The organism is Collinsella sp. CLA-ER-H11 (assembly GCF_040092445.1).
GTDB lineage: Bacteria > Actinomycetota > Coriobacteriia > Coriobacteriales > Coriobacteriaceae > Collinsella.
Window position 1 is genome coordinate 1 of sequence record NZ_JBBNLN010000005.1, and the last position, 21,437, is coordinate 21,437.

The window sequence follows — 21,437 nt, forward strand, 5'->3', positions numbered from 1 at the left end:
CCGCGAGTGGAAGACGTTCGAGGATTTCAAACGCGACCTGGAGGAATACATAGTCCACTGGAACACGAGCCGGAGGCAGGTAAGATTGAAGGGCCTGACCCCGGAGGAGTTCCGGAATCAGGCCCTTCCGGCCTAGTCGCTATTTAGGGCGTCCAAGATTTGGGGCGCAGTTCAGTGCGAGCTGCAGGGTCTTTTGTCAAGTGACGGATCGCTTGTGGAGCCGCGCTCCATTTTGCTCGTTAGCCTTCCTTGCGGACTTTTTGCAGGTAGCGGTAGACGCTGGGCTCCGAGATGCCCAGCGCGGTGGCGGCGCAGGCCACGGCGCCCTTGAGCATGAACACCCCGTTGCCGTTGAGGTGGCGAATGACGTCCACGCGGTCGCTCTGACCAAGCGAAGCTACATCCAGCCCGCGCGCGCTCAGCAACTCGGCGATGCTGCGGTCGATAAGCTCCTGTGTAGACTCCGAAAGGCTTTCGACCTCGATAAGGGCGGGCTCCGTGCGCGTGGGTCCCGCGTCGAAGCACGCCATGAGCTGCTGCGCCATGGCGTTGATGGAGCGCACGGTCGAGAGGTCGGTGTTGACACAGAGCATACCGACGATCTCGTCATTCTCGCGGATAAAGAACGTCGCGGACTCCAACGTCTTGCCACCGGCGCCGCGCCCTTCATAGCCCGTAATAAACGGCAGGTCGCGATACTTGGCGTCGTGCATGATCTTGAGTGCCAGATCGGTGGCGGGGCCGCCGACCTTGCGGCCGCTCACGATGCCGTTGCGAATATCTACAATGGCGTGGTCGGGATCCGAGAAATCGTGCAGCACGATTTCGCTGTTCTTACCGAGTATCTGCTCCAGGAAATCGACCATCGGCAAAAAGCGACGTACGGTCTCGTTCACGGGCAACTCCTTGGGGTGAAATCGGAAATGTTCATAACAATTTTTTCTCATGGTAACACGCTGTTCGTCATCTCGTATATTCGCAGGTACATTGCGTAATACAGACGAGCGGTAGGAATTTGGCGGTAAACGGTCGACCAAAAGAAAAGTTAGATGTTATTTTGACCAGACACTTTCCTGACCTGCGGAAATGCATTGTCTCAGCTCAAGAATAGTATGATAACAAAAAATTATTATTGAGAATGAGAATCATCTTTAATACGATATGCAACGAAGGCACAACCTCAACCCCGCACTGCGTCACAATAGAGCGTTAGATGCGAAAACAACTATTTCGAGGATTGGTGGTCAAATGACCCAGGAGACGGTTACGAACGGCACTGAAGCCCTGTTCACTCGCGAAGGCATGCCTCCCGTTAAGGAAATGATCCCGTGTGCCCTTCAGCACGTACTGGCATCGTTTGCCGGCATCATTACACCGGCGGTCATCATGGCCGGCGTCTACGGCTTTAATAGCCAGCAGAGCACCGACATCATCCAGGTCGCGCTCATTCTTTCGGCAATCGACACGGCCCTTCAGGCCTTCGCTCCCTTCCGTCGCATCGGCGGCGGCCTGCCCATCGTCATGGGCGTTTCGTTCGCGTTCCTCCCGGCCCTCCAGGCCATGGGTGCCTCGGGCTTTAGCTTTGGCGCTCTACTGGGCGGCGAGATCGTCGGCGGCGCCGTCGCGGTCCTCTTTGGTCTGGCTTACAGCAAGATCAAGTGGCTGTTCCCTCCTGTCGTGACCGGTACGGTCATCTTCTCCATTGGCGTCTCTCTCTATCCCACGGCCGTTAAGTACATGGCCGGTGGCATGGGCACGCCGCTGTGGGGCACCCCGCAGGCGTGGTGCGTCGCTCTTATCACCTTCGCCGTGGTCTTTGCGCTCGCCAACTTTGGCAAGGGTACGCTCAAGCTGGGATCCGTGTTCTTTGGCATGATCGTTGGCATGATCGTTTCGATTCCCTTTGGCATGATCGACTTCTCCAGCGTCGCCACCGCTCAGGTCTTCGCCCTTCCCAAGCTCATGCCCTACGCGCTCGAGTTTGATCCCGAGGTCTGCATTACCCTCGCCGTCGTGTTCCCCATGGTTGCCATCCAGGTTATCGGTGACGTCTCCGCCGCCTGCCTGGGCTCCATCGACCGTATGCCCACCGAGCGCGAGCTCTCCGGCGCTATCGTATCCCAGGGCCTCACCTCTATGGTCGGCGGCCTGCTGGGCGGTCTTCCCACCAGCGCCCTTGGCCAGAACGTGGGCATCATCTGCTCCAACAAGGTCGTCAACAAGTGGGTCTTTGTGATCATCGCTGCCGTCTTTGCCATCGCCGGTCTGTTCCCGCAGCTCTCTGCCGTCCTTTCCGCTATCCCGCAGCCCGTCATCGGCGGCGCGACCGTCGGCGTCTTTGGCACCATCACCATGAACGGCGTGCGCATGTTCACCCGCGAGGGCCTCACGCAGCGCACCACCACCATCGTCGGCACCTCCGTCGTCTTTGGCCTGGGTATCTGGATGGCCAGCGGTTGCCTTGCCGGCGAGGGCATGCCCGCCTGGGTGTCCACCGTCATCGGCTCCAATGCCGTAACCCCCACCGCCATCATGGCCATCGTCCTTAACCTGATCCTTCCGCAGACGCCGGTCGTGGCTCAGCACATCGATGCTGCCAAGGACGCTGCCGTGGATCTGGTCTTGCCCGAGAGCAAGAAGTAACCAATTCGGTGCTATTCGTCGGCGGGCGTATCGCCTCGTCCGCCGACGCCATGCGGCGCCAAGCCGCACTTCAAAGGGTTTGTCCCTTTGGTGAAGCGTTGACGGGAGAGGGCCCGTTTCCGGTGTAGGCCGGCGCTTCGCACTCCGCCATGTCAGAGGTGTCAAACCCCGCCTCTGATGTTGAAGGGAGCATCCATGCTTCTGGTCGCTAACGGTTCCGTCTTTACCCGCAACGCTCAGACCCCGTTTATTCCAAACGGTGCGGTCGCCATTGACGGAGATACGATCGTCGAAGTGGGCCCCGAGTGCGAGCTCAAGGCCAAGTACCCGGATGCCGAGTACGTCGATGCCCGGGGCAACCTCATCATGCCCGGACTCATCAACTGCCACACCCACATCTACTCGGGTCTGGCCCGCGGCCTTGCCATTAAGGGCTGCAACCCCACCAACTTCCTGGAGAATCTTGAGCAGCAGTGGTGGAAGATCGACGACAACCTGACGCTCGACGGCACCAAGGCCAGCGCCTATGCCACGATTTTGGACTCCATCCGTGATGGCGTCACCACGATCTTCGATCACCATGCGAGCTTCTGCGAGATCCCGGGAAGCCTCTTTACCATTAAGGATGCAGCTCAGGAGCTGGGCATGCGTTCGTGCCTGTGCTACGAGGTCTCCGATCGCCGCGGCCAGGAAAAGTGCGACCAGGCCATTGCCGAGAACGCCGAATTTGCCCAGTGGGCCGCCAAGGAGCGTCGCGATAACGACAACCACATGATCGCCGCCATGTTTGGCGGACATGCTACCTTTACGCTTTCGGACGAGACCATGGATAAGATGGCCGAGGCCAACAACGGCCTGACCGGCTTCCACATCCATGTGTGCGAGGGCATGAACGACGTGTGGGATTCCCGCCTCAACCGCGGTGGTATCAGCCCCGTCGAGCGCCTGCTACAGCACAACCTGCTGGGTCCCGACACCATGCTCGGCCACTGCATCCACGTGACGCCTGCCGAGATGGATATCGTCAAGGAGTCCGGCACTTGGCTGGTCAACAACCCCGAATCCAATATGGGCAACGCCGTGGGCTGCGCCCCCGTGCTCGAGTTCTTCCGCCGCGGCATCCCCGTGTGCATGGGCACCGACGCCTACACCCACGATATGCTCGAGAGCCTTAAGGTCTTCCTGATCATTCAGCGCCACAACGCTGCCATGCCCAACGTGGGCTGGTGCGAGGCCATGACGATGCTGTTTGAGAACAACGCCAAGATGGCGAGCAAGTACTTCGATCGCAAGCTTGGTGTGCTCGAGGCCGGCGCTGCCGCCGACGTTATCGTTATGGACTACAAGCCCTTTACGCCGCTGAGCGAGGAGAACATCGACGGCCACATGCTCTTTGGCATGATGGGCAAAAACTGCCGCACCACCATTATCAACGGCCGCGTCCTGTACAAGGATCGCGAGTTCGTTGGGATTGATGAGGACAAGATCAACGCGTGGACCATGGCTGAGTCCAAGAAGCTCTGGAGCACGCTCAACGATCGCACCTACTAATTCACAAGTAGATTCGCGCGCGTCGGATGTTTCGCCGCATCCGGCGCGCGCATAGGCGGCCTCCGCGGGGTCGCCGGCGCTGTGCTAGCGCTACACCGTATTTGCGCCCGTCGCGCGGTCTCGCCGGGCGTTACAGAGAGGAGCTCATTATGAGCGACATCATGAGGCCGATCCCGTTTTCGCAGCTGATGAACTGGATCATCGAGGAGCACAAGACTCAGGGCGCCGTCTTTGGCGTGCGCAAGATGGTCACGACCAACCAGGAGGGCGCGCTTCCCATTTTTGACGAGCGCATCGAGACTCCGTTTGGCCCGGCCGCCGGTCCCAATACGCAGCTGGCCCAGAACATCGTGGCATCCTACGTGGCCGGTTCCCGCTTCTTTGAGCTCAAGACCGTTCAGGTTATGGACGGCGAGGAGCTCTCCAAGTGTGTGAACAAGCCCTGCATCGTGGCGCAGGACGAGTGCTACAACTGCGAGTGGTCGACCGAGCTCGAGGTTCCGCAGGCCTTTGCCGAGTACGTGAAGGCATGGTTTGCCTGCCACCTGATCGCTCGCGAGTACGGCCTGGGCAGCCCGGATGGTTTTGTCTTCAACATGTCCGTGGGTTATGACCTCGAGGGCATCAAGAGCCCCAAGGTCGATGCGTACATTGAGGGCATGAAGGACGCCAGCGGCTCCGAGGTTTGGAACGAGTGCCGCACGTGGGCGCTCGCTAACCTGGACAAGTTTGAGCATGTCGATGCCGCGTTTGTCGAGTCCATCTCGGCGCGCGTCTCCAACTCCATTACCGAGTCCACGCTGCATGGCTGCCCGCCGGCGGAGATCGAGCGCATCGCGACCTATCTGATTACCGAGAAGGGTCTCAACACCTACATCAAGTGCAACCCCACGCTGCTGGGCTATGAGTTTGCTCGCCAGCGCCTCAACGAGCTGGGCTTCGACTACATCGTCTTCGATGACACGCACTTCCGCGAGGATCTGCAGTGGGTCGACGCTGTGCCCATGTTTGAGCGTCTGATTGCCCTGTGTGCCGAGCGCGGCCTGGAGTTTGGCGTCAAGCTGACCAACACGTTCCCCGTCGACGTGACGAGGAACGAGCTGCCCTCCACCGAGATGTACATGTCCGGCCGTTCGCTGTTCTCGCTGACCATCGAGGCCGCCCGTCGCATTACCGAGCAGTTCGATGGCAAGCTGCGCATTAGCTACTCTGGCGGTGCTACGGTCTACAACATCCGCGCCCTGTACGATGCCGGCATTTGGCCCGTCACCCTGGCGACCGACGTACTCAAGCCTGGTGGCTACGAGCGCTTTAGCCAGATGGCTGGCGAGTTTACCGACCTGGATGGCAAGCCGTTCGCGGGCGTCTCTCTCGAGGCCGTGACTGCGATCCAGACCGACTCGCTCACCAACCCGCTCTACAAGAAGCCGCTGCGCCCGCTGCCCGACCGCAAGGTCGCCGGCAAGAGCCCGCTTTCCGACTGCTTTACCACGCCGTGCCGCACGAGCTGCCCCATCCAGCAGGATATTCCCGCCTATCTGGCGGCTGTTGACGAGGGCCGCTACGAGGACGCACTCAACATCATCATCGAGCGCAACGCCCTGCCGTTCATCACCGGCACCATCTGCCCGCATCCTTGCGGTCGTGCCTGCGAGCGTGCGTTCTACGAGCCCGAGGGCGCCCAGATTCGCGCCAGCAAGCTCAAGGCCGCCCGCGAGGCCATGACCGCCGTGCTACCCAAGCTGCGTGCCCAGGCTATCGCCAACGACGGCGAGCGCAACGTTGCCGTTATCGGCGGCGGCCCGGCCGGCCTGGCGACGGCATTCTTCCTGACGCGCGCCGGCGTGCCCGTCACCATCTTTGAGGCCCGCGATTCGCTCGGCGGCGTGGTCCGTCACGTGATTCCCGAGTTCCGCATTGCGAGCGACGATATCTCCCACGATGCCGAGCTCTGCCTGGCCTTTGGCGCCAAGGTTCAGCTCAACGCCCGCGTGGAGTCCATTGACGAGCTCAAGGCCCAGGGCTTTACCGACGTGGTCGTGGCCACCGGTGCCTGGATGCCCGGCTCTGCGGGCCTGGGCGAGGGTGCCGAGTTCGATGTGCTGGAGTTCCTCGAGGCCGCCAAGAAGGGCGAGAAGCTCGAGCTAGGCGAGGACGTCGTGGTCATTGGCGCCGGCAACACCGCCATGGACGCGGCCCGCGTGGCCAAGCGCCTGGCCGGCGTGAAGAACGTGCGCCTGGTGTATCGCCGCACCAAGAAGCAGATGCCCGCCGACGAGGAAGAGCTCGATCTTGCTCTTGCCGACGGCGTTGAGTTCTGCGAGCTGCTGGCGCCCAAGGCGCTCAACGGCGCTGTGCTAACCTGCGACGTTATGGAGCTTGGCGAGCCGGATGCAAGCGGCCGTCGTAGCCCCGTCGCCACGGGCGAGACCGTCGAGCTTGCCGCCACCACGGTGATCTGTGCCGTGGGCGAGGGCATCGATGCCAGCCTGTACGATGCCGCGGGCGTCGAACACGACCGTCGCGGCCGCCTTGCCGCCACCTCCACCGGCGTCGAGGGCGTCTGGGCTGCGGGCGACTGCCGTCGCGGTCCTGCCACCGTGGTCGAGGCCATCGCCGATGCCGCCGAGGTTGCCCGTGCCATCGCCGGCGTGGACTTTAACAAGTACGCCGACCAGAATGCTCAGGCCGGCCGCGAGGACACCTGCTACGAGCGCAAGGGGTCGCTGTGCCGCGACAAGCGCAACTGCACCAAGACTCGCTGCCTGGGCTGCGGCTCGGTGTGCGAGGTCTGCTGCGACGTGTGCCCCAACCGCGCCAACGTGGCAATTAAAGTGCCGGGCCTGGCCAAGCATCAGGTCGTCCACGTCGATGGCATGTGCAACGAGTGCGGAAACTGCGCCGTGTTCTGCCCCTACCAGGAGGGTCGTCCCTACAAGGACAAGCTCACCCTGTTCTGGAGCGAGCAGGACATGGAGAACTCCGAGAACGAGGGTTTCCTGGCCGTGGACGAGGACCACTTTAAGGTCCGCGTCGCCGGCACGGTCCGCACCGTCTCGGTCGATGCCGTCAACACCGGCCTTCCCGAGGCCGTCCGCCTGACCATCAGGGCTGTGCGCGACAACTATTCGTACCTTCTTAAGAAATAGGCGAGTCTCTTATGGCCAAATCCATTCAACATAACGTGGCCTACGTTGCCTGCGGAAGCGGTTGTGCCTCCGCAGGCGGCGACGCCCGCTGCAGCGAAGGCTGCATTGGCTGTGGCGCCTGCGTCACGGCCTGCCCCCACGGCGCCATTGCGCTGGTCGATGGCATCGCCCGCGTGGATCGCTCCAAGTGCACGGGCTGTGGCCTGTGCGGCATGGCGTGCCCGCAGCGCGTGATTGCCTTCGTTCCCGGCTACCAGAACATTCTGGTGCGCTGCAACAACACCGATAAGGGCGCCATTGCCCGCAAGATCTGCGGCACGAGCTGCATCGGTTGCGGCATGTGCGCCAAAAAGTGCCCTGCCGGCGCTATCCGCATCGAGGACAACTGCGCCCATATCGACGGTGCGGACTGCCTGTCGTGCGGCATGTGCGCCGTCGTCTGCCCGCATGGCGCCATCCACGACCGCACCGGCATCGCCGCCGGCGTGTAGAAGGGAATCACCATGGCACAGGAATTCACTTTTACCGTTAACGGCGTCGAGCGCACGACGACCCAAAACAAGCCGCTGCTGCGCTACCTGCGCGACGACCTGCATATTCACTCCGCCAAGGACGGCTGCTCCGAGGGCGCGTGCGGCACCTGCACCATCCATGTGGACGGTGCGGCCGTCAAGGCCTGCGTGCTGACCACTGCTCTTGCCGCCGGCCGCAACATCGTGACCGTCGAGGGCCTGCCCGAGGACGTGCGCGAGGCCTTTGTGTACGCCTTTGGTGCCGTGGGCGCCGTGCAGTGCGGTTTTTGCATCCCCGGCATGGTCATGGCGGGTGCAGCACTCATCGCCGAGGACCCCGAGCCCACCGAGGAGCAGATCAAGTACGCCATCCGTGGCAATGTCTGCCGCTGCACCGGCTACAAAAAGATTATCGAGGGCATTTCGTTGGCTGCTGCGGTGCTCCGCGGCGAAAAGCAGATCGACGAGGACCTGGAGCGCGGCGACGACTACGGTGTGGGCAAGCGCGCCTTCCGTATCGACGTGCGCAAGAAGGTGCTCGGCGAGGGCAAGTATCCCGACGACATCGACGAGCTCGATCAGCCGGGTCTGACCTATGCCAGCGCCGTGCGCTCCAAGTACCCGCGCGCCCGTGTGCTCTCCATCGACACCTCCAAGGCCGAGGCCCTGCCCGGCGTGGTGGGCATCCTGCGCGCCGAGGACGTGCCGGTCAACCAGGTCGGCCACCTTATCCAGGACTGGTACGTCATGATCGCTCAGGGCGATATCACCCGCTGCGTGGGTGACGCCATCGTGCTGGTGGTTGCCGAGGACGAGGCGACGCTCGAGAAGGCCAAGAAGCTCGTAAAGATCGATTACGAGCCGCTGGAGCCCGTGCGTAACATTGTCGAGGCCAGGGCTGCCGACGCCCCGCGCCTGCACGACAGTTTCTTTGCCTTTGGCAACACGGTGGAGCTCAAGGACAACGTGTGCCAGAGCCGCCATGTGACGCGCGGCGATGCCGCCAAGGCGCTGGCCGAAAGCGCGTTTACCGTGACGCAGCGCTTTACCACGCCCTTTACCGAGCATGCCTTCTTGGAGCCCGAGTGCGCCGTCGCCTTCCCGTACAAGAACGGCGTCAAGGTGCAGTCGACCGACCAGGGTGCCTACGACACGCGCAAAGAGTGTGCCCACATGTTTGGCTGGGATAGCGAGCCCGAGCGTGTGGTTGTAGAGACCATGCTCGTGGGCGGCGGCTTTGGCGGCAAGGAGGACGTGTCCATCCAGCACCTGGCCGCGCTCGCCGCATATAAGTTCCAGCGTCCTGTGAAGTGCAAGCTCACGCGTGTCGAGTCGCTCGCTTTCCATCCCAAGCGCCATGCCATGGACGGCACCTTTACGCTGGGCTGCGACGCCGAGGGCAACTTTACCGGCCTGGACTGCGAGATCAACTTCGATACCGGCGCCTACGCTTCGCTGTGCGGCCCGGTGCTCGAGCGCGCCTGCACGCATGCCGTCGGCCCCTACAAGTACCAGAACACCGACATTCGCGGCTTTGGCTACTACACCAACAACCCGCCCGCCGGCGCGTACCGCGGCTTTGGCGTTTGCCAGTCCGAGTTTGCGCTCGAGAGCCTAATCGACCTGCTGGCCGAGAAGGTCGGCCTGGATCCGTGGGAGATTCGCTACCGTAACGCCATCGAGCCGGGTGAGGTTCTGCCCAACGGCCAGATTGCCGACTGCTCCACGGCGCTGAAGGAGACGCTGCTCGAGGTCAAGGATACCTACTATGCGCATCCCGGACACGCCGGTATCGCCTGCGCCATGAAGAACGCCGGCGTGGGCGTGGGCCTGCCCGATGCCGGCCGCTGCAAGATTCGCATCGAGGACGGCGTGGCTGTGGTCTATGCCGCTACGTCCGACATCGGCCAGGGCTGCAATACGGTCTTTTTGCAGGACGTTGCCGAGGCATGCGGCCTGCCGCTTCGCTGCATTGCCAACGGCGAGTGCTCCACCGAGAACGCTCCCGACTCCGGCACCACGTCTGGTTCGCGTCAGACGGTCGTGACCGGCGAGGCCGTGCGCGGTGCCGCCTTCCTGCTGCGCGATGCCATGCTTGATATCGAGGCCGGCAAGTCTGCGCCCGCCGCTCCCGTGAATGCGCATGGCGACGGCGTCAAGATCGAGTACGACGACGGTCGCGCCTATCAGCTGCACACGCAGGAGCTCGTCGCCGGCCAGGGTATGCATCCTCAGGATCCCGCGGCCGCCATCAAGGCGCTCGAGGGATGCGAGTTTGGCTACGTGTACCTGGAGCCGACCGACAAGCTGGGCGCCGACGTTCCCAATCCCAAGAGCCACATCTGCTACGGCTTTGCCACGCATGTGGTCATTCTGGACGATGGCGGTCGCGTGAGCGAGGTCTATGCCGCGCACGATTCCGGCAAGGTGGTCAACCCCATCTCCATCCAGGGTCAGATCGAAGGCGGCGTGCTCATGGGCATGGGCTACGCGCTTACCGAGGATTGGCCGCTCAAGGACTGCGTGCCCCAGGCAAGGTACGGTACGCTCGGGCTGTTCCGTGCGCCCGAGATTCCGGATATCCACGCCATCTACGTGGAGAAGGACGAGCTGCTGCCCGTGGCATATGGCGGCAAGGGCATTGGCGAGATCGCAACGATCCCCACGGCGCCCGCCGTACAGAACGCCTACCGCGCGTTTGACGGCAAGCTGCGCCCGGATCTGCCCATGGTGGATACGCCCTACAGCCGCGCCCGTCGCCGCGGGTAGGGTAGAGCGTGGACGGCCATTGTTGACGAGCTGTTCGCGCTCAACACCAACTGCATATGCTGTGCCTTTGGCCCCAGCTCCATCGCGAGTTGGGGCCTTTTGTTTGGAGCGGAGGCCGCGTCTCGGAATCCAGTCTCGGAACGGGACGCACTTTCCGGATCGGTCCTCAACCGGAAGCTGTGTCCCGGAATCATGCCTCAGAATGGGACGCACATTCCGGAACAGCCCTCAACCGGAAACTGCGTCCCGGAATCATGCCTCAGAGTGGGATGCGCTTTCCGCTAACCGCTCACTTGGAAAGTGCATCCCAGTTTGAGCGTTCATTCCGGGACACGCTTTCCGCTAGGTCCGCCATCCGGAAAGTGCGTCCCGTTTTGAGCGTCCAGGCTAGGACGCGCTTTCCGTTGGCGTGGTCGTTGGGAAAACGCGGCTCAGATAGGGGGATGCGATCTGGCGATGCGTGGCCTAGCAGCTCCTACAGGTCCACCTCGTTGAGCCATGTCGGCAGCGCGGTCTGCCGGATGCCTGCCGTCTGCAGCTTTTTGGCGAGCATTCCTGCCGAGCGGACCTCGTTCATGGTAAAGCGCAGCAGAGGGTGGCCGTAGAGCGATAGGTGCGCTTCGCGCTGTCGTTCGGCAACGAGCGCCTCGGCGGTGGTGCGTCCGGCCAGCATGGTCTGGTCGGTATATTTGATGAGCCCGTCGAGCTCGCCCAGCGTGAGTTCCCGCGCCTGGCGCTCCCAGGCAAAGTCCGTTCGTATGGGCTTGGCCGAATCGAAGGGGTCCGTCAACTCGTATTGAAGCCAGTCGGGCGCAAAGCCCGTCTCGATCATGACGGCTCGGGCGACCGATTCCCCGCCGCTCTCGGCGCGGGCGTCGGCATATCGAAGCGTTGTGAGGGCGGTGCGAATCGCGCGACCATTGCGGGCAGTCGCTCGTTGCTCAACGGCCTCCATCAGCTGTTCCGACGCAAGGCCGAGCTTTGAGATCGCCGAATCGGCAATGGGCATGCCGTCGGCAAAACCAGTTTGCAGCAGGCAATCTGTGGCCGTTTGGATGGGCGGCGTTACCGATATGCTGGCTCTGCGTATTGCTCCGGCCGGCTCAATCTGGTGTCGCTGAATATGTGCGCCCGGACGAGCCGACGGCTTTGTCGAGCTGCAAACATGCACGACGTTCAGGTGTCGCCACGAGACCTCGAGCCCCAGCAGGCAAGCTGCCGAAAACGAGCAGAACGTCCAATCGGGATGGATGATCGCAAGGGCGCGGAGGATTTCGCAATGGCGTTGCGCTCGGTTGAGTTCATCCCAGCGCGTTTTTCGCGCAAACAACCCCGGCATGGGCGAGACAACCGTGCCGCTGGTGCGCCGAAGGAGCGCTTTTCGGATCGCCGTGCTCGGGGGAATCAGGCAGCGCCCCTCTTGTTCGGCTTGAGTGAGCAGTTGGTCGATGAGCTGGTCATTGCAATGGGTCATGAGCTACCGCCTCCTTTTGGGTAGCAAAAACGTATCAGCTGGAACTTGCCGCTCAGCTGACCAAAAGCTGACCAAAATCTAACCATGCAGGTAGATGACCTGCTTTTGGCGACATATTTCTTGTTTGAATCGGTGGGCGGTAATCGGCGACCGTGAACGGTAGCTGGATATGAAGTCTTGGTAAGTTTCGGGACGTGTACTTTTTGAAAAAAAGAGCATTCTATCTGCTGTTTTGTGTTTCTGGATTGCATATTTGAAGGCATGTGATAAGGGCGGAGGATCGTCGTCTTGTACCTGAGGAAACCGTGACCCGGAATTGCCGCTCGGAACGGGACGCGCTTTCCGGAACAGCCCTCAAGCGGAAACTGTGTCCCAGATTTCGGCCCCAGAGTGGGATGCCGTTTCCAGATCGGGCCTCAAACGGAAATTGCATCCCGGAATGAGCGCTCAGAACGGGATGAGCTTTCCCAACGAGGTCGCATGCGGAAGCTGTGTCCCGGATTCTGACTCCAGAGTGGGATGCCGTTTCCGGCTGAGGTCTCTGGCGGAAGCTGTATCCCGGAATCGAGCTTCAGAGTGGGACGTGCTTTCCCGTCAGGAGCTCAAGTGGAAACTGCGTCCCGGATTCAAGCCTCGGAATGGGACGTGCTTTCCGGATGGGCTTCAAGCGGAAACTGTGTCCCAGAATCGACATGGCTTCAAGTGGAAAGCGCGTCTTAGAATACCGCGCCGGCGTTTTTGGCGGTCGTGGTTGGAAAGGGGAGCATTGCCTACACGCGCGACGACGGCGTGGCGGTGATCCCCATGGCGGCACTTGGGGCGTAGTGGTTTTGCGGTTTGCGGTTTGCGGGGTACTGGGCCTCCATTACCGAAAATCCATTTGGTAAACCAGATGCTCGCGGATAGAATAAAGTCGACGGCAGCCCAAGTGGTGAAGAGCTGGGCAGCGCCGTTGCTTGGTCAAGAGGTCAGCGCCTTAATGGCAGCGACTTGTTATGCTTCGAATGCTGCTTGAGTGCCTCGGAAAGTTCGATAAGCGCCGTGAAGAGCGAGACCAAAGCAACCAAGAGCTCTGTGAGCTCTGATGGGGCCGGGATGACCGCTGATTCAAGTCACCGGGCCTAAATCTTTTTCATGCATTTGAATAGAGCGGGCGATTCTCTTGGGGCCGTCTGCATGGCGTGCGACCAGCGCATGGTATTGCGCCCCGCTTTCATGTCCGCACGAGCGCCTATCCTTACGGCAATGTAGCCGCCTATGTAGCAAGCGGCAGTTGACGGAGAAAGGCCCTCACCGTGCTAGACAAAAAGACGCCGTGTATCTCGGCTATCGATACGACGAACTTTGCGCGTCAGATTGTGCTCGACTTCGAGTTTGCGCCGGTGCCAAGGCAGCGCCAGCGCCGCGGGTTGTGCAACGAGATTATCGAGGTCGGCGCGGTTAAGCTCGATAACCGCGGCAACGTGATGGGCGAGTTCTCGCAGTTTGTGCAGACGGAATTTACCGAAGGCGTTGCGTTCCCCGTCCGCGAGCTTACGGGGATATCGGCCGTGGACACCGCGATGGCCGATCCGCTCTATGTGGTGATCAAAAGGCTCAGCGATTGGATCGGTCGCTACTCCGCCCAGGTGGTTTGCTGGAGCGGGACGGACCGTCGACAGCTTTTGACCGAGTGCCAGGCAAAGCACATCGACCTTTCCGCATTTCCTACGGATTGGGCCGACCTGCAGGCGTTTTACACCTCGATCATGGACGTTGGCAGCCACGGGTGCGTCTCGTTGGGCGACGCGGCAGCGTGGTTTGGCATCGAGTTCGACGAGTCGACGGGCCACGCCCACAGCGCCCTTGCCGATGCGCGCGTAACCGCCAAGCTGCTCAAGCAGATGATGGACGGAGACTACCGCGTGAGCCCGCACGCCCAGGAGATCCGCCAGCGGTGGGGGATGGGCGAGCGACCCCAGACGCGCCTTTCCAGCAAGTGTCCCGAGCTGGGCGACCTGCTGCTGAAGCTGAAAGCGGAGGGGAGGTAGGGGGCGGACATCATTGTCGTTTTCGCCTGCGAAGAAGGAATCAATTAACTACAAAGTGTGGATGGCTTCTAGTGAAGACTTAAACACCAGACTATGAAAGGGTTGTCGAGCCATTGGGACTGCAACATTTGCCCATCGCAAGACGTTACTCGTTCAAATTGGGACGCTCCACATCCTATGAAATGGTTAATGCGGAACGTCCCTAGAAGTCTGTCTTCTGTTATCTAATAGTAGAGTTCGATATACGAATACGCCTTATCAAAAAGAGCCTGGTCTTTGAGCTTGTAGCGCATCCATAGAATGGCACGGAGCTGCTTCTTGACCTCTTTGACGCCTGCCGTGGTAGCTTGCCAGCCGTCGAAGCGAGTTATCTTAACGATCTCGTCAATGTCATTGACGATGTTCTCGACGATGATAGGCGTGTCGCCGTTCTTGATGCCGTTAAAGAGCTCTGTGAGGGCCGCCTTGCCCTTGTCCTCCTCTTCCTCGGGCACGACTTCCTTTTCGGCGGCTCGTGCTTCTTTGGCGAGGTCGATGAGCATCTTGAGGAACTCGACGCTGTTGATGAGACCTTGCTCGTGACGTTCCCTCAGGTCCTCCAGGCGCTCGCCGAGCTTCTGAAACTTGCCATTCTTATCGTGCCTGTGGATTCGGGCGACGAGATCTATCTCCAGCTTACGCGTGATCTTCTCGGTATTGCTCTTGTCGTTGATGAAGTGTTCGATCATGTCCTCGTCGAGTTCAAGGATGTCGTCATCGTCTCGGACTCTCTCGACGGTGATGTTCTCGTGCACGAGCTCGATTGTCTTGGGCCCGAGCGCTGCCCAGATGAGCTTCCCGCGATTGTCTACCGGTCTCACGGAATCGTAGACCTGCGAGAGCCAGATGAAATCGGGCTTGTAGGGATTGAGACATGGGTCGGGCGAAAGGGCTTCCCACGCTTTGTTCAAGACCGAGAAGTCGGCCCCAAACTGGTCTTTCACCTTTGTCGTTGGCAGGCATTGTTGAGCTTCGAGAAGGGACTCCCAATCTGCGCTGCGGCGGTCTCTGACCGTTGAGAAGTACTCGAGACAGCAATGCATAAGCCCGGGTAGCTCGGCCTTTACCTCGTCGATGTTGGTTATAACCTTCTGCACCTCGGCCTCGTCGAAGTGCAGAGACTTGGCGACGTTGTCGAAGAGGCCGATATAGTCGACAATGAGACCGAATGTCTTCTTGTCGTTGTAGACGCGGTTGGTTCGACAGATTGCCTGCAACAGCGTGTGGTCGCGCAAGGGCTTGTCGAGGTACTGAGTTTGCAGGATGGGCGCATCGAACCCCGTGAGCAGCTTTGCAGTGACGATGAGAATCTTGAGCGGATCGTCCGGGTCGCGGAAACGGTCAAGGAGCTTTTCTTCGGCATCGCGATCTCGACGGTATGCCTTGTAGCGGTCTTCCTTGTCGTTGTTCGTGTCCATGACGATGGTGACTGCATCAGCGCCCAAGAGCTTGTCGAGCTCCTCCTTATACAGCAGGCAGCACTCTCGGTCGTAGCAGACTACCTGCGCCTTGAAGCCGTCTGGCTCAACCTTTGACTTGAAGTGCCTGGCGATGTGCTCGCATACCTTGTGGATGCGGTCGGGGGCCTTCATGACGGACTCGATCTTGACGCGCCTGGTGAGTTCCGCCTTGTCCTCTTTGCTGAGGTCTCGGGTCATTTCGTCAAAGGCGGCGTTCACGACCTCTTGGTTGACGTGGAGCTCGACGGGAACGGTTTCAAAATGGAGCGGCAATGTGGCGTGGTCGCGGATGGAGTCGGCGAAGGAATAGCGGCTCATGTAGCCGGACTTGTCCTCTTTGGCACCGAAGGTGTGGAACGTGTTCTTGTCGGTTCGGTTGATGGGCGTGCCGGTCAAGCCGAAGAAGAAGGCGTTTGGCAAGGCGAGTCGCATCTTCTCGCCGAGGTCGCCCTCTTGGGTGCGGTGCGCCTCGTCGACCATGAGGATGATGTTCTCGCGCTCGTTGAGAATCCCCGCAACCTCGCCGAATTTGAAGATGGTGGTGATGAGGATCTTTCTCATGTCCTGCTTGAAGAAGGACTCAAGCTCCTCCTTGCTGCCGGCGCTTGCGAGGTTGGGGATATCGGATGCGTTAAAGGTCCCCGTGATCTGGGTCTCGAGGTCGATTCGGTCATCCACGATGACGACGGTCGGGTTCTTGAGTTCGGGGACCATGCGCAGCTTCTGGGCGGCGAATACCATGAGCAGTGACTTTCCTGAGCCCTGGAAATGCCAAATGAGGCCACGCTTCGGGTATCCTGCGCGGACGCGGTCCACGATGAGGTTCGCGCCCTCGAACTGTTGGTAGCGACAGATCAGCTTGATGCGTCGATGCTTCTTGTCGGTGGCGAAGAGCGTGAAGAACTGGAAGATGTCTATGACGTTCGTGGGGGTTAGCATGGACGCCATGCTTCTCTTGACGTCGGCAAGTGTGCCCTCGCTCTTCTTGTCGCCCTCATGCCAGGGTCCCCACATCTCGGGAGGCATGTTCACCGACCCGTAGCGATAGCATTTTCCTTCGCTGGCGAAGTTGATGGCGCTACAGACGAACATCTGCGGGATGCTCTTCTCATATTTAGCGATGTCGCCAGCGCCGTCGAGCCAGGTTATCGAATCGCGCACCGGGGTCTTGAACTCGCCGATGACGAGCGGAAATCCATTGACAAGGAGGACGAGGTCGAGGCGCTTGCCGCCCTGCTCCTGGGGGTAGACCCACTGGTTGGTGACGATGTACTCGTTTTTGTCAAGATCGCCGTCCGCCGCCGTGCCAAAGAAGCGGATGGGGACCATGCGGCCGTCTTTGCCGTAGGGGAATGAGTTCTCCTCGATGACGAGCTTTTTGAACCGCTCGTTGGTGGAGACCAGGTTCTGCGGACTTGTGGACTGAATGAGGGCCCTGAGTCGGTAGATGATCTCGTCGGCGCGATCGGGGTCTTCTGCGATCTCCGGGTTAAGCCTGATGAGGGCGTCCTTGACCATGGGCTCGACCATGACGTCGGCATGGCGGCGCGGGAGGTCTTCGGCAGCCACGTATCTCCAGCCAAGGCTGGCAAGCGCCTCGACGCTCATTTGCTCGATGGTGTTGTCCTCGTTAAACATCTCCGAGTCCTAACTCCTGGTTCAAGATTTTCTTCGTCGTCGCATTCAATTCGTCGAGTGCCTGCTGTACGGCAAATTTCGATTTGTCGACCTGGGCGACGAAGTCGGCGAACTCCTGTTGAAGGGCGAGCGGGGGCAGAATCATGGGGAGGTTCCCCGTTTGGGTTGAGTTGATTCTGCCGCGCGTCTGACCATGCGCGTCGACCGTGGCGCGCCTCAGCATCGAAGGATGATTGATTGCGCACATAGCAAACGCTGGCATCAACCGCCTCTTGTCCGTTTCGTAATACATGCAATCCGCTTTATGAATTGACGGGATGCCAAATTCGGGAACTATGCATGCTCTTAAAATCGGGTCGCCTAGTGTGGCAATTACCACCTCTCCCGGCTTGCACTCGTAGCGTTTTAGCTTCTCGTATTTGGCGTATGAAACGAATGAGCGATCTTTTTCTGAAAAGCATCCCTGCTGGATGTTGCCAAGGCGGATGACACGAACGCCGTCATCAACATAATCGGACGACTTGAGATTTGACCCGAATGGGCCGTCGCCATATGTAATCGCAGTTTCCTTAATCGTTGAGACAGGCCATTGCTTTCCATTGGCAACGGGGTCCCCAAACATCTCGACAAATTGTGATTTGACGACGTCATCGCAGGCTGTAAGCAGCTGCCTGTAGTGAGACCTCGTTTCTTGTGCGGTCCAGAGTATGTCGGCAAGATCTTCTTGCTTAGCGATGCTGGGAAGCTCGAATTCAAATTGCGAAAGGCTCTGCCACTTGACTCTTGGCGAGAGGGAGCCTGCCGAATTGGTGACGGCGTGCTCGAATAGGGCGTCGTTCTGGATGATGAACGGGAGCAGCCTCGGAGAGAGGTTGTCCTTGGGGGCGATGACGATGATGTCTCCGGAGCAGATTCCGTCGAATGGGGCGACGGCTGCTTTACGCAGGTAGGCCCTGCGACGCCCGAACAGCACCTGCCCCTTTGAGAAAGCCTTAGTGAAGGTGGTCTCGGCACCTTCGTCCCAATGGGCGAGTTCGACCTCGCCAGGGTCTAGATGCTCAAGGCCGACCGTCGGCAGCTCTTGCCCAGCAGGGACCTTCTGTTTTATTTCGCGGGCCACATCGCCCAGGCAAACGTTGGTCATGTTACTCACCATCGTTTTCATGCAATTTTGCAGCAATATTATCGAGCAGGGACGCGGCCTCTGTGGAGGCGGCTCTCCAGCTTTCTACCGTCTCCTCGATGCTTCTATCGTCAGCATTTTCATCATTGGAGGGCTTCACGTACAGAGGGATGGAGAGCGAGAAGGCGTTGTCTTCGAGCTCACTAAACGATGCGTGGGATGAGAAACCTTCGATGTCCTCGTCAGATCGGTAGGCATCGACGATTCTCTTGATGTGTTGAGGCTCAAGGTAGCTTTGCGCGTTCTTGCGGGTTACCTCGGCAGAGGCGTCTACGAACAGTATTTTCTTGCTTCGATTCGGCGCTTTCTCGCTGCGGCAGATGAGGATGCAGGCCTCCATGGGCGAGTTGAAGAAGAGGTTTGCGCCGAGTCCGATGACCGCCTCAACGAGATCGCTTCTTACGAGCCTTTCGCGCATCTCCGATTCCTCGTTGCGGAAGAGTACGCCATGGGGAAGAAGAATGGCGCACCTTCCACTCCTTGGGTCCATGCTCTTGAGGATATGCTGTATGAAGGCATAGTCGGCCCGCCCCTGCGGCGGGGTGCCGAGGAAGTTGCGGCCGTAGGGGTCCGACGCGAATGCCTCGCGGTCCCATTGCTTGATCGAATAGGGAGGGTTAGCGAGCACCATATCGAAGGTGCGTAGCTTTCCCGCCTCGAGGAAGGCTGGGTGCCGCAGCGTGTCGTCGTTTGCAATCTCGAAGTCCTCGACGCCGTGCAGGAATAGGTTCATGCGTCCGATGGCGGAGGATAGCTGGTTGATCTCCTGTCCGTAGGCGTGAACGTTGCGCCATTCCTCTCCGTGCTGTTTGAGGTGGGCGATGGAGGAGATGAGCATGCCGGCGCTGCCGCAGGTGGGGTCATAGATGGACTCGCCCGGTTTGGGTTGGAGGATCTCGGTCATCAGATGGACGACCGTGCGATTGGTGTAGAACTCCTGTGCCGTGTGCCCTGAGTCGTCTGCGAACTTCTTGATGAGGTACTCGTAGCCCTGGCCGAGCTCGTCCTCGGGACAGTTGGCTATGGAAAGTGTCTTGGCGCTGAAGTGTTCGATGAGGTCCTTGAGCAGGCGGTCGGGAAGTCGTTTCTTGTTAGTCCAGGCGGCGTCGCCGAAGATGCCACGCAACTTGGAGCCGTTGGCCGTCTCGATGGCGCGGAAGGCGCCTACGATCGCCTTACCGACGTTTTCCGTTGCCTCACGGATATCGCACCAGTGGGCGCCGTCCGGGATTGCGAAGCTGTGGTTCTCGGGAAGGGCGGCGAACTCCGCATCTCCGTCAGAGGCTTCCAATGCCTCGGCGGTCTCCTCGTCGTAAACATCCGAGAGGCGCTTGAAGAATAGCAGCGGGAATATGTACTGCTTGTACGAGCCGGCATCGATGTAGGTGCGCAGCAGAACCGCTGCGTTCCATAGATGGTTGTTCAGCTCTTCCTGGGGGATTCTACTCTCCATCGACATAGCCTCCCTTTGAGAGCAGCTCAAGGAGTTTCTCCTCGGACTTCCTCGTCTGGCGAAGGAGGTCGTAGAAACGTTTCCTGGTTTCCGCCGGCGGCTCGATCTCCTCGCGCCTTCTTTCGACGTAATTGTTCGCCGAGAGCACGTAACCCTCGCGCTCTATATCATCGAGCGTCGCGATAGCGCACTTCTCTACGACGGGTTCGTAGGAATGGTAGAGGGAGAGCATCTCCTGAGCGTTCTCCTCCGAGATCATGTTCTGCGCGCGCTGGGCGGTGAAGATCTCGGTACCGTCGATGATGCAGACGCGGCCCCGATGCGCCGGAGGCTTGTCATTCCGGAGGAACAGCACACAGGCGGAGACACCGGTGCTGTAGAAGACGCCGCTCGCGAGCGAGATCACTGCCTCGACCTTGTCCGACTTGAGCAGCTCCTTGCGGATGGCGCCCTCCTTGCCGCCGTGGAACAGTGCGCCCTGGGGCAGCACTACAGCGCAGCGACCGCTCTTCTCGTCCATGGAGCAGACCATATGCTGCACCCATGCGAAGTCCGCCGACTTGTCGGTGGGGACACCCCAGATGTTGCGGCCCCATGGGTCCGAGGAGAACTCTGCGGATCCCCAGTTCTTAAGGGAGAACGGGGGATTGGCGAGGACGCAGTCGAACGACCTGAGGGTGTTCCCGGCAAGGAAGGCGGGGTCGCGCAGGGTGTCCCCCTGGGCGATGCGGAAGTCCTTCGCACCGTGGAGGTAGAGGTTCATGCGTGCTATGGCAGACGTGCTCAGGTTCTTCTCCTGGCCGTAGAGCTTGCCGTAGGCGAGCCTCGAGTTGTCCATCTGACGTACTGCCTCGATGAGCATGCCGCCCGTGCCGCATGCGGGGTCATAGACGGTCTCTCCGGGCTTTGGCTCGAGCAGGGAGACCATCATCTTCACGATCTCCCTCGGGGTGTAGAACTCGCCGGCGTTCTTCTTCTGCATGTCGGCGAACTTCTTGATCAGGTACTCGTAGGCGTCGCCCATCATGTCGGCGTTATAGCTACTGTTGCCGAACTTCTTTGCAGAGAAATGCTCGATGAGGTCTTTCAAGCGTTCGTCGGAGAGCTTGCCTTTGTCCGTCCAGCTCGCGTCGTCGAAGCTGCTGAAGAGGCCGCTGAGGGTATCGGGGTTAGCGCGCTCGATACCCACCATGGCGTCAACGATTGCTTTGCCGACGTTCGCGCCGGTATTGCGGACGTCCTGCCAATGACAGCCTTCCGGCACCTCGAAGCTGTGATTCTCGGGCAGTGCGGCGAAGTCCTTGTCGCCATCCGAAAGCTCCAATGCCTCGGCGGTTTCCTCGTCGTAGACGTCGGAGATCCGCTTGAAGAAGAGCAACGGCGTGATGTAGCTCTTGTACTCGTCTTGGTTGATGGGGCCTCGCAGGATGTCGCAGGCCCCGAGCAGGTGGTTTCCCAGCTCGGATTTGCTTATTGGTTCTTCTGGCATTCAGGTACCTATGAGCTCAAAAAATGAAATTACAGCTCTAGTGATTA

General features: G+C 60.1%; 12 protein-coding genes. 6 read left to right on the top strand and 6 right to left on the bottom strand.

The window, feature by feature from the left end; genetic code table 11:
• Window positions 1–239 precede the first annotated feature (239 nt).
• Window positions 240–896, bottom strand: coding sequence for a PAS domain-containing protein (locus AAAX35_RS04900; protein ID WP_349116925.1), 657 nt, complete (start codon window positions 894–896; stop codon window positions 240–242).
• Between the two features lie 352 nt (window positions 897–1,248).
• Between AAAX35_RS04900 and AAAX35_RS04905 the strand changes: the two genes are divergently transcribed.
• The 5 genes from AAAX35_RS04905 to xdh all read left to right on the top strand — a co-directional run bounded on the left by AAAX35_RS04905 (window position 1,249) and on the right by xdh (window position 10,624).
• Window positions 1,249–2,643, top strand: a complete 1,395-nt coding sequence (locus tag AAAX35_RS04905) for a solute carrier family 23 protein (RefSeq protein WP_055285183.1) — start codon at window positions 1,249–1,251, stop codon at window positions 2,641–2,643.
• A 195-nt stretch (window positions 2,644–2,838) separates the two neighbouring features.
• On the top strand, window positions 2,839–4,194 hold the full coding sequence (ssnA, locus tag AAAX35_RS04910) for a putative aminohydrolase SsnA (protein ID WP_349116926.1): 1,356 nt from the start codon (window positions 2,839–2,841) through the stop codon (window positions 4,192–4,194).
• A gap of 149 nt (window positions 4,195–4,343) precedes the next feature.
• A complete protein-coding gene (gene ygfK, locus AAAX35_RS04915) occupies window positions 4,344–7,343 on the top strand; it encodes a putative selenate reductase subunit YgfK (protein ID WP_349116927.1) in 3,000 nt (999 codons plus the stop codon).
• Between the two features lie 11 nt (window positions 7,344–7,354).
• On the top strand, window positions 7,355–7,834 hold the full coding sequence (locus AAAX35_RS04920; RefSeq protein ID WP_349116928.1) for a 4Fe-4S binding protein: 480 nt from the start codon (window positions 7,355–7,357) through the stop codon (window positions 7,832–7,834).
• 12 nt (window positions 7,835–7,846) lie between these two features.
• Window positions 7,847–10,624, top strand: coding sequence for a selenium-dependent xanthine dehydrogenase (xdh, locus tag AAAX35_RS04925; RefSeq protein WP_349116929.1), 2,778 nt, complete (start codon window positions 7,847–7,849; stop codon window positions 10,622–10,624).
• A 475-nt stretch (window positions 10,625–11,099) separates the two neighbouring features.
• Here xdh and AAAX35_RS04930 read toward each other — a convergent pair whose 3' ends face one another.
• Complete coding sequence (locus tag AAAX35_RS04930; protein WP_349116930.1) at window positions 11,100–12,098, bottom strand: hypothetical protein; 999 nt, start codon at window positions 12,096–12,098, stop codon at window positions 11,100–11,102.
• A gap of 1,295 nt (window positions 12,099–13,393) precedes the next feature.
• On the opposite strand from AAAX35_RS04930, the gene AAAX35_RS04935 reads away from it, so the two are divergent.
• Window positions 13,394–14,128 (top strand): 3'-5' exonuclease, encoded by a 735-nt coding sequence (locus AAAX35_RS04935; RefSeq protein WP_349116931.1) that lies wholly within the window; start codon window positions 13,394–13,396, stop codon window positions 14,126–14,128.
• 224 nt (window positions 14,129–14,352) lie between these two features.
• On the opposite strand, the gene AAAX35_RS04940 is transcribed toward AAAX35_RS04935, so the two are convergent.
• From AAAX35_RS04940 to AAAX35_RS04955, 4 genes are read right to left on the bottom strand one after another with little or no spacing between them, the layout of a single operon-like run.
• Window positions 14,353–17,265, bottom strand: coding sequence for an HsdR family type I site-specific deoxyribonuclease (locus tag AAAX35_RS04940; protein ID WP_349116932.1), 2,913 nt, complete (start codon window positions 17,263–17,265; stop codon window positions 14,353–14,355).
• The gene (locus AAAX35_RS04945; protein WP_349116933.1) at window positions 17,258–18,409 is read right to left on the bottom strand and encodes a restriction endonuclease subunit S; all 1,152 of its coding nucleotides are present in this window, start codon (window positions 18,407–18,409) and stop codon (window positions 17,258–17,260) included. The genes AAAX35_RS04940 and AAAX35_RS04945 overlap by 8 nt, the downstream gene beginning before the upstream one ends.
• Window position 18,410: 1 nt before the next feature.
• Complete coding sequence (locus tag AAAX35_RS04950) at window positions 18,411–19,901, bottom strand: class I SAM-dependent DNA methyltransferase (RefSeq protein WP_349116934.1); 1,491 nt, start codon at window positions 19,899–19,901, stop codon at window positions 18,411–18,413.
• The gene (locus tag AAAX35_RS04955; RefSeq protein WP_349116935.1) at window positions 19,891–21,390 is read right to left on the bottom strand and encodes a class I SAM-dependent DNA methyltransferase; all 1,500 of its coding nucleotides are present in this window, start codon (window positions 21,388–21,390) and stop codon (window positions 19,891–19,893) included. Before AAAX35_RS04955 ends, AAAX35_RS04950 begins: the two co-directional genes overlap by 11 nt.
• Window positions 21,391–21,437 lie beyond the last annotated feature (47 nt).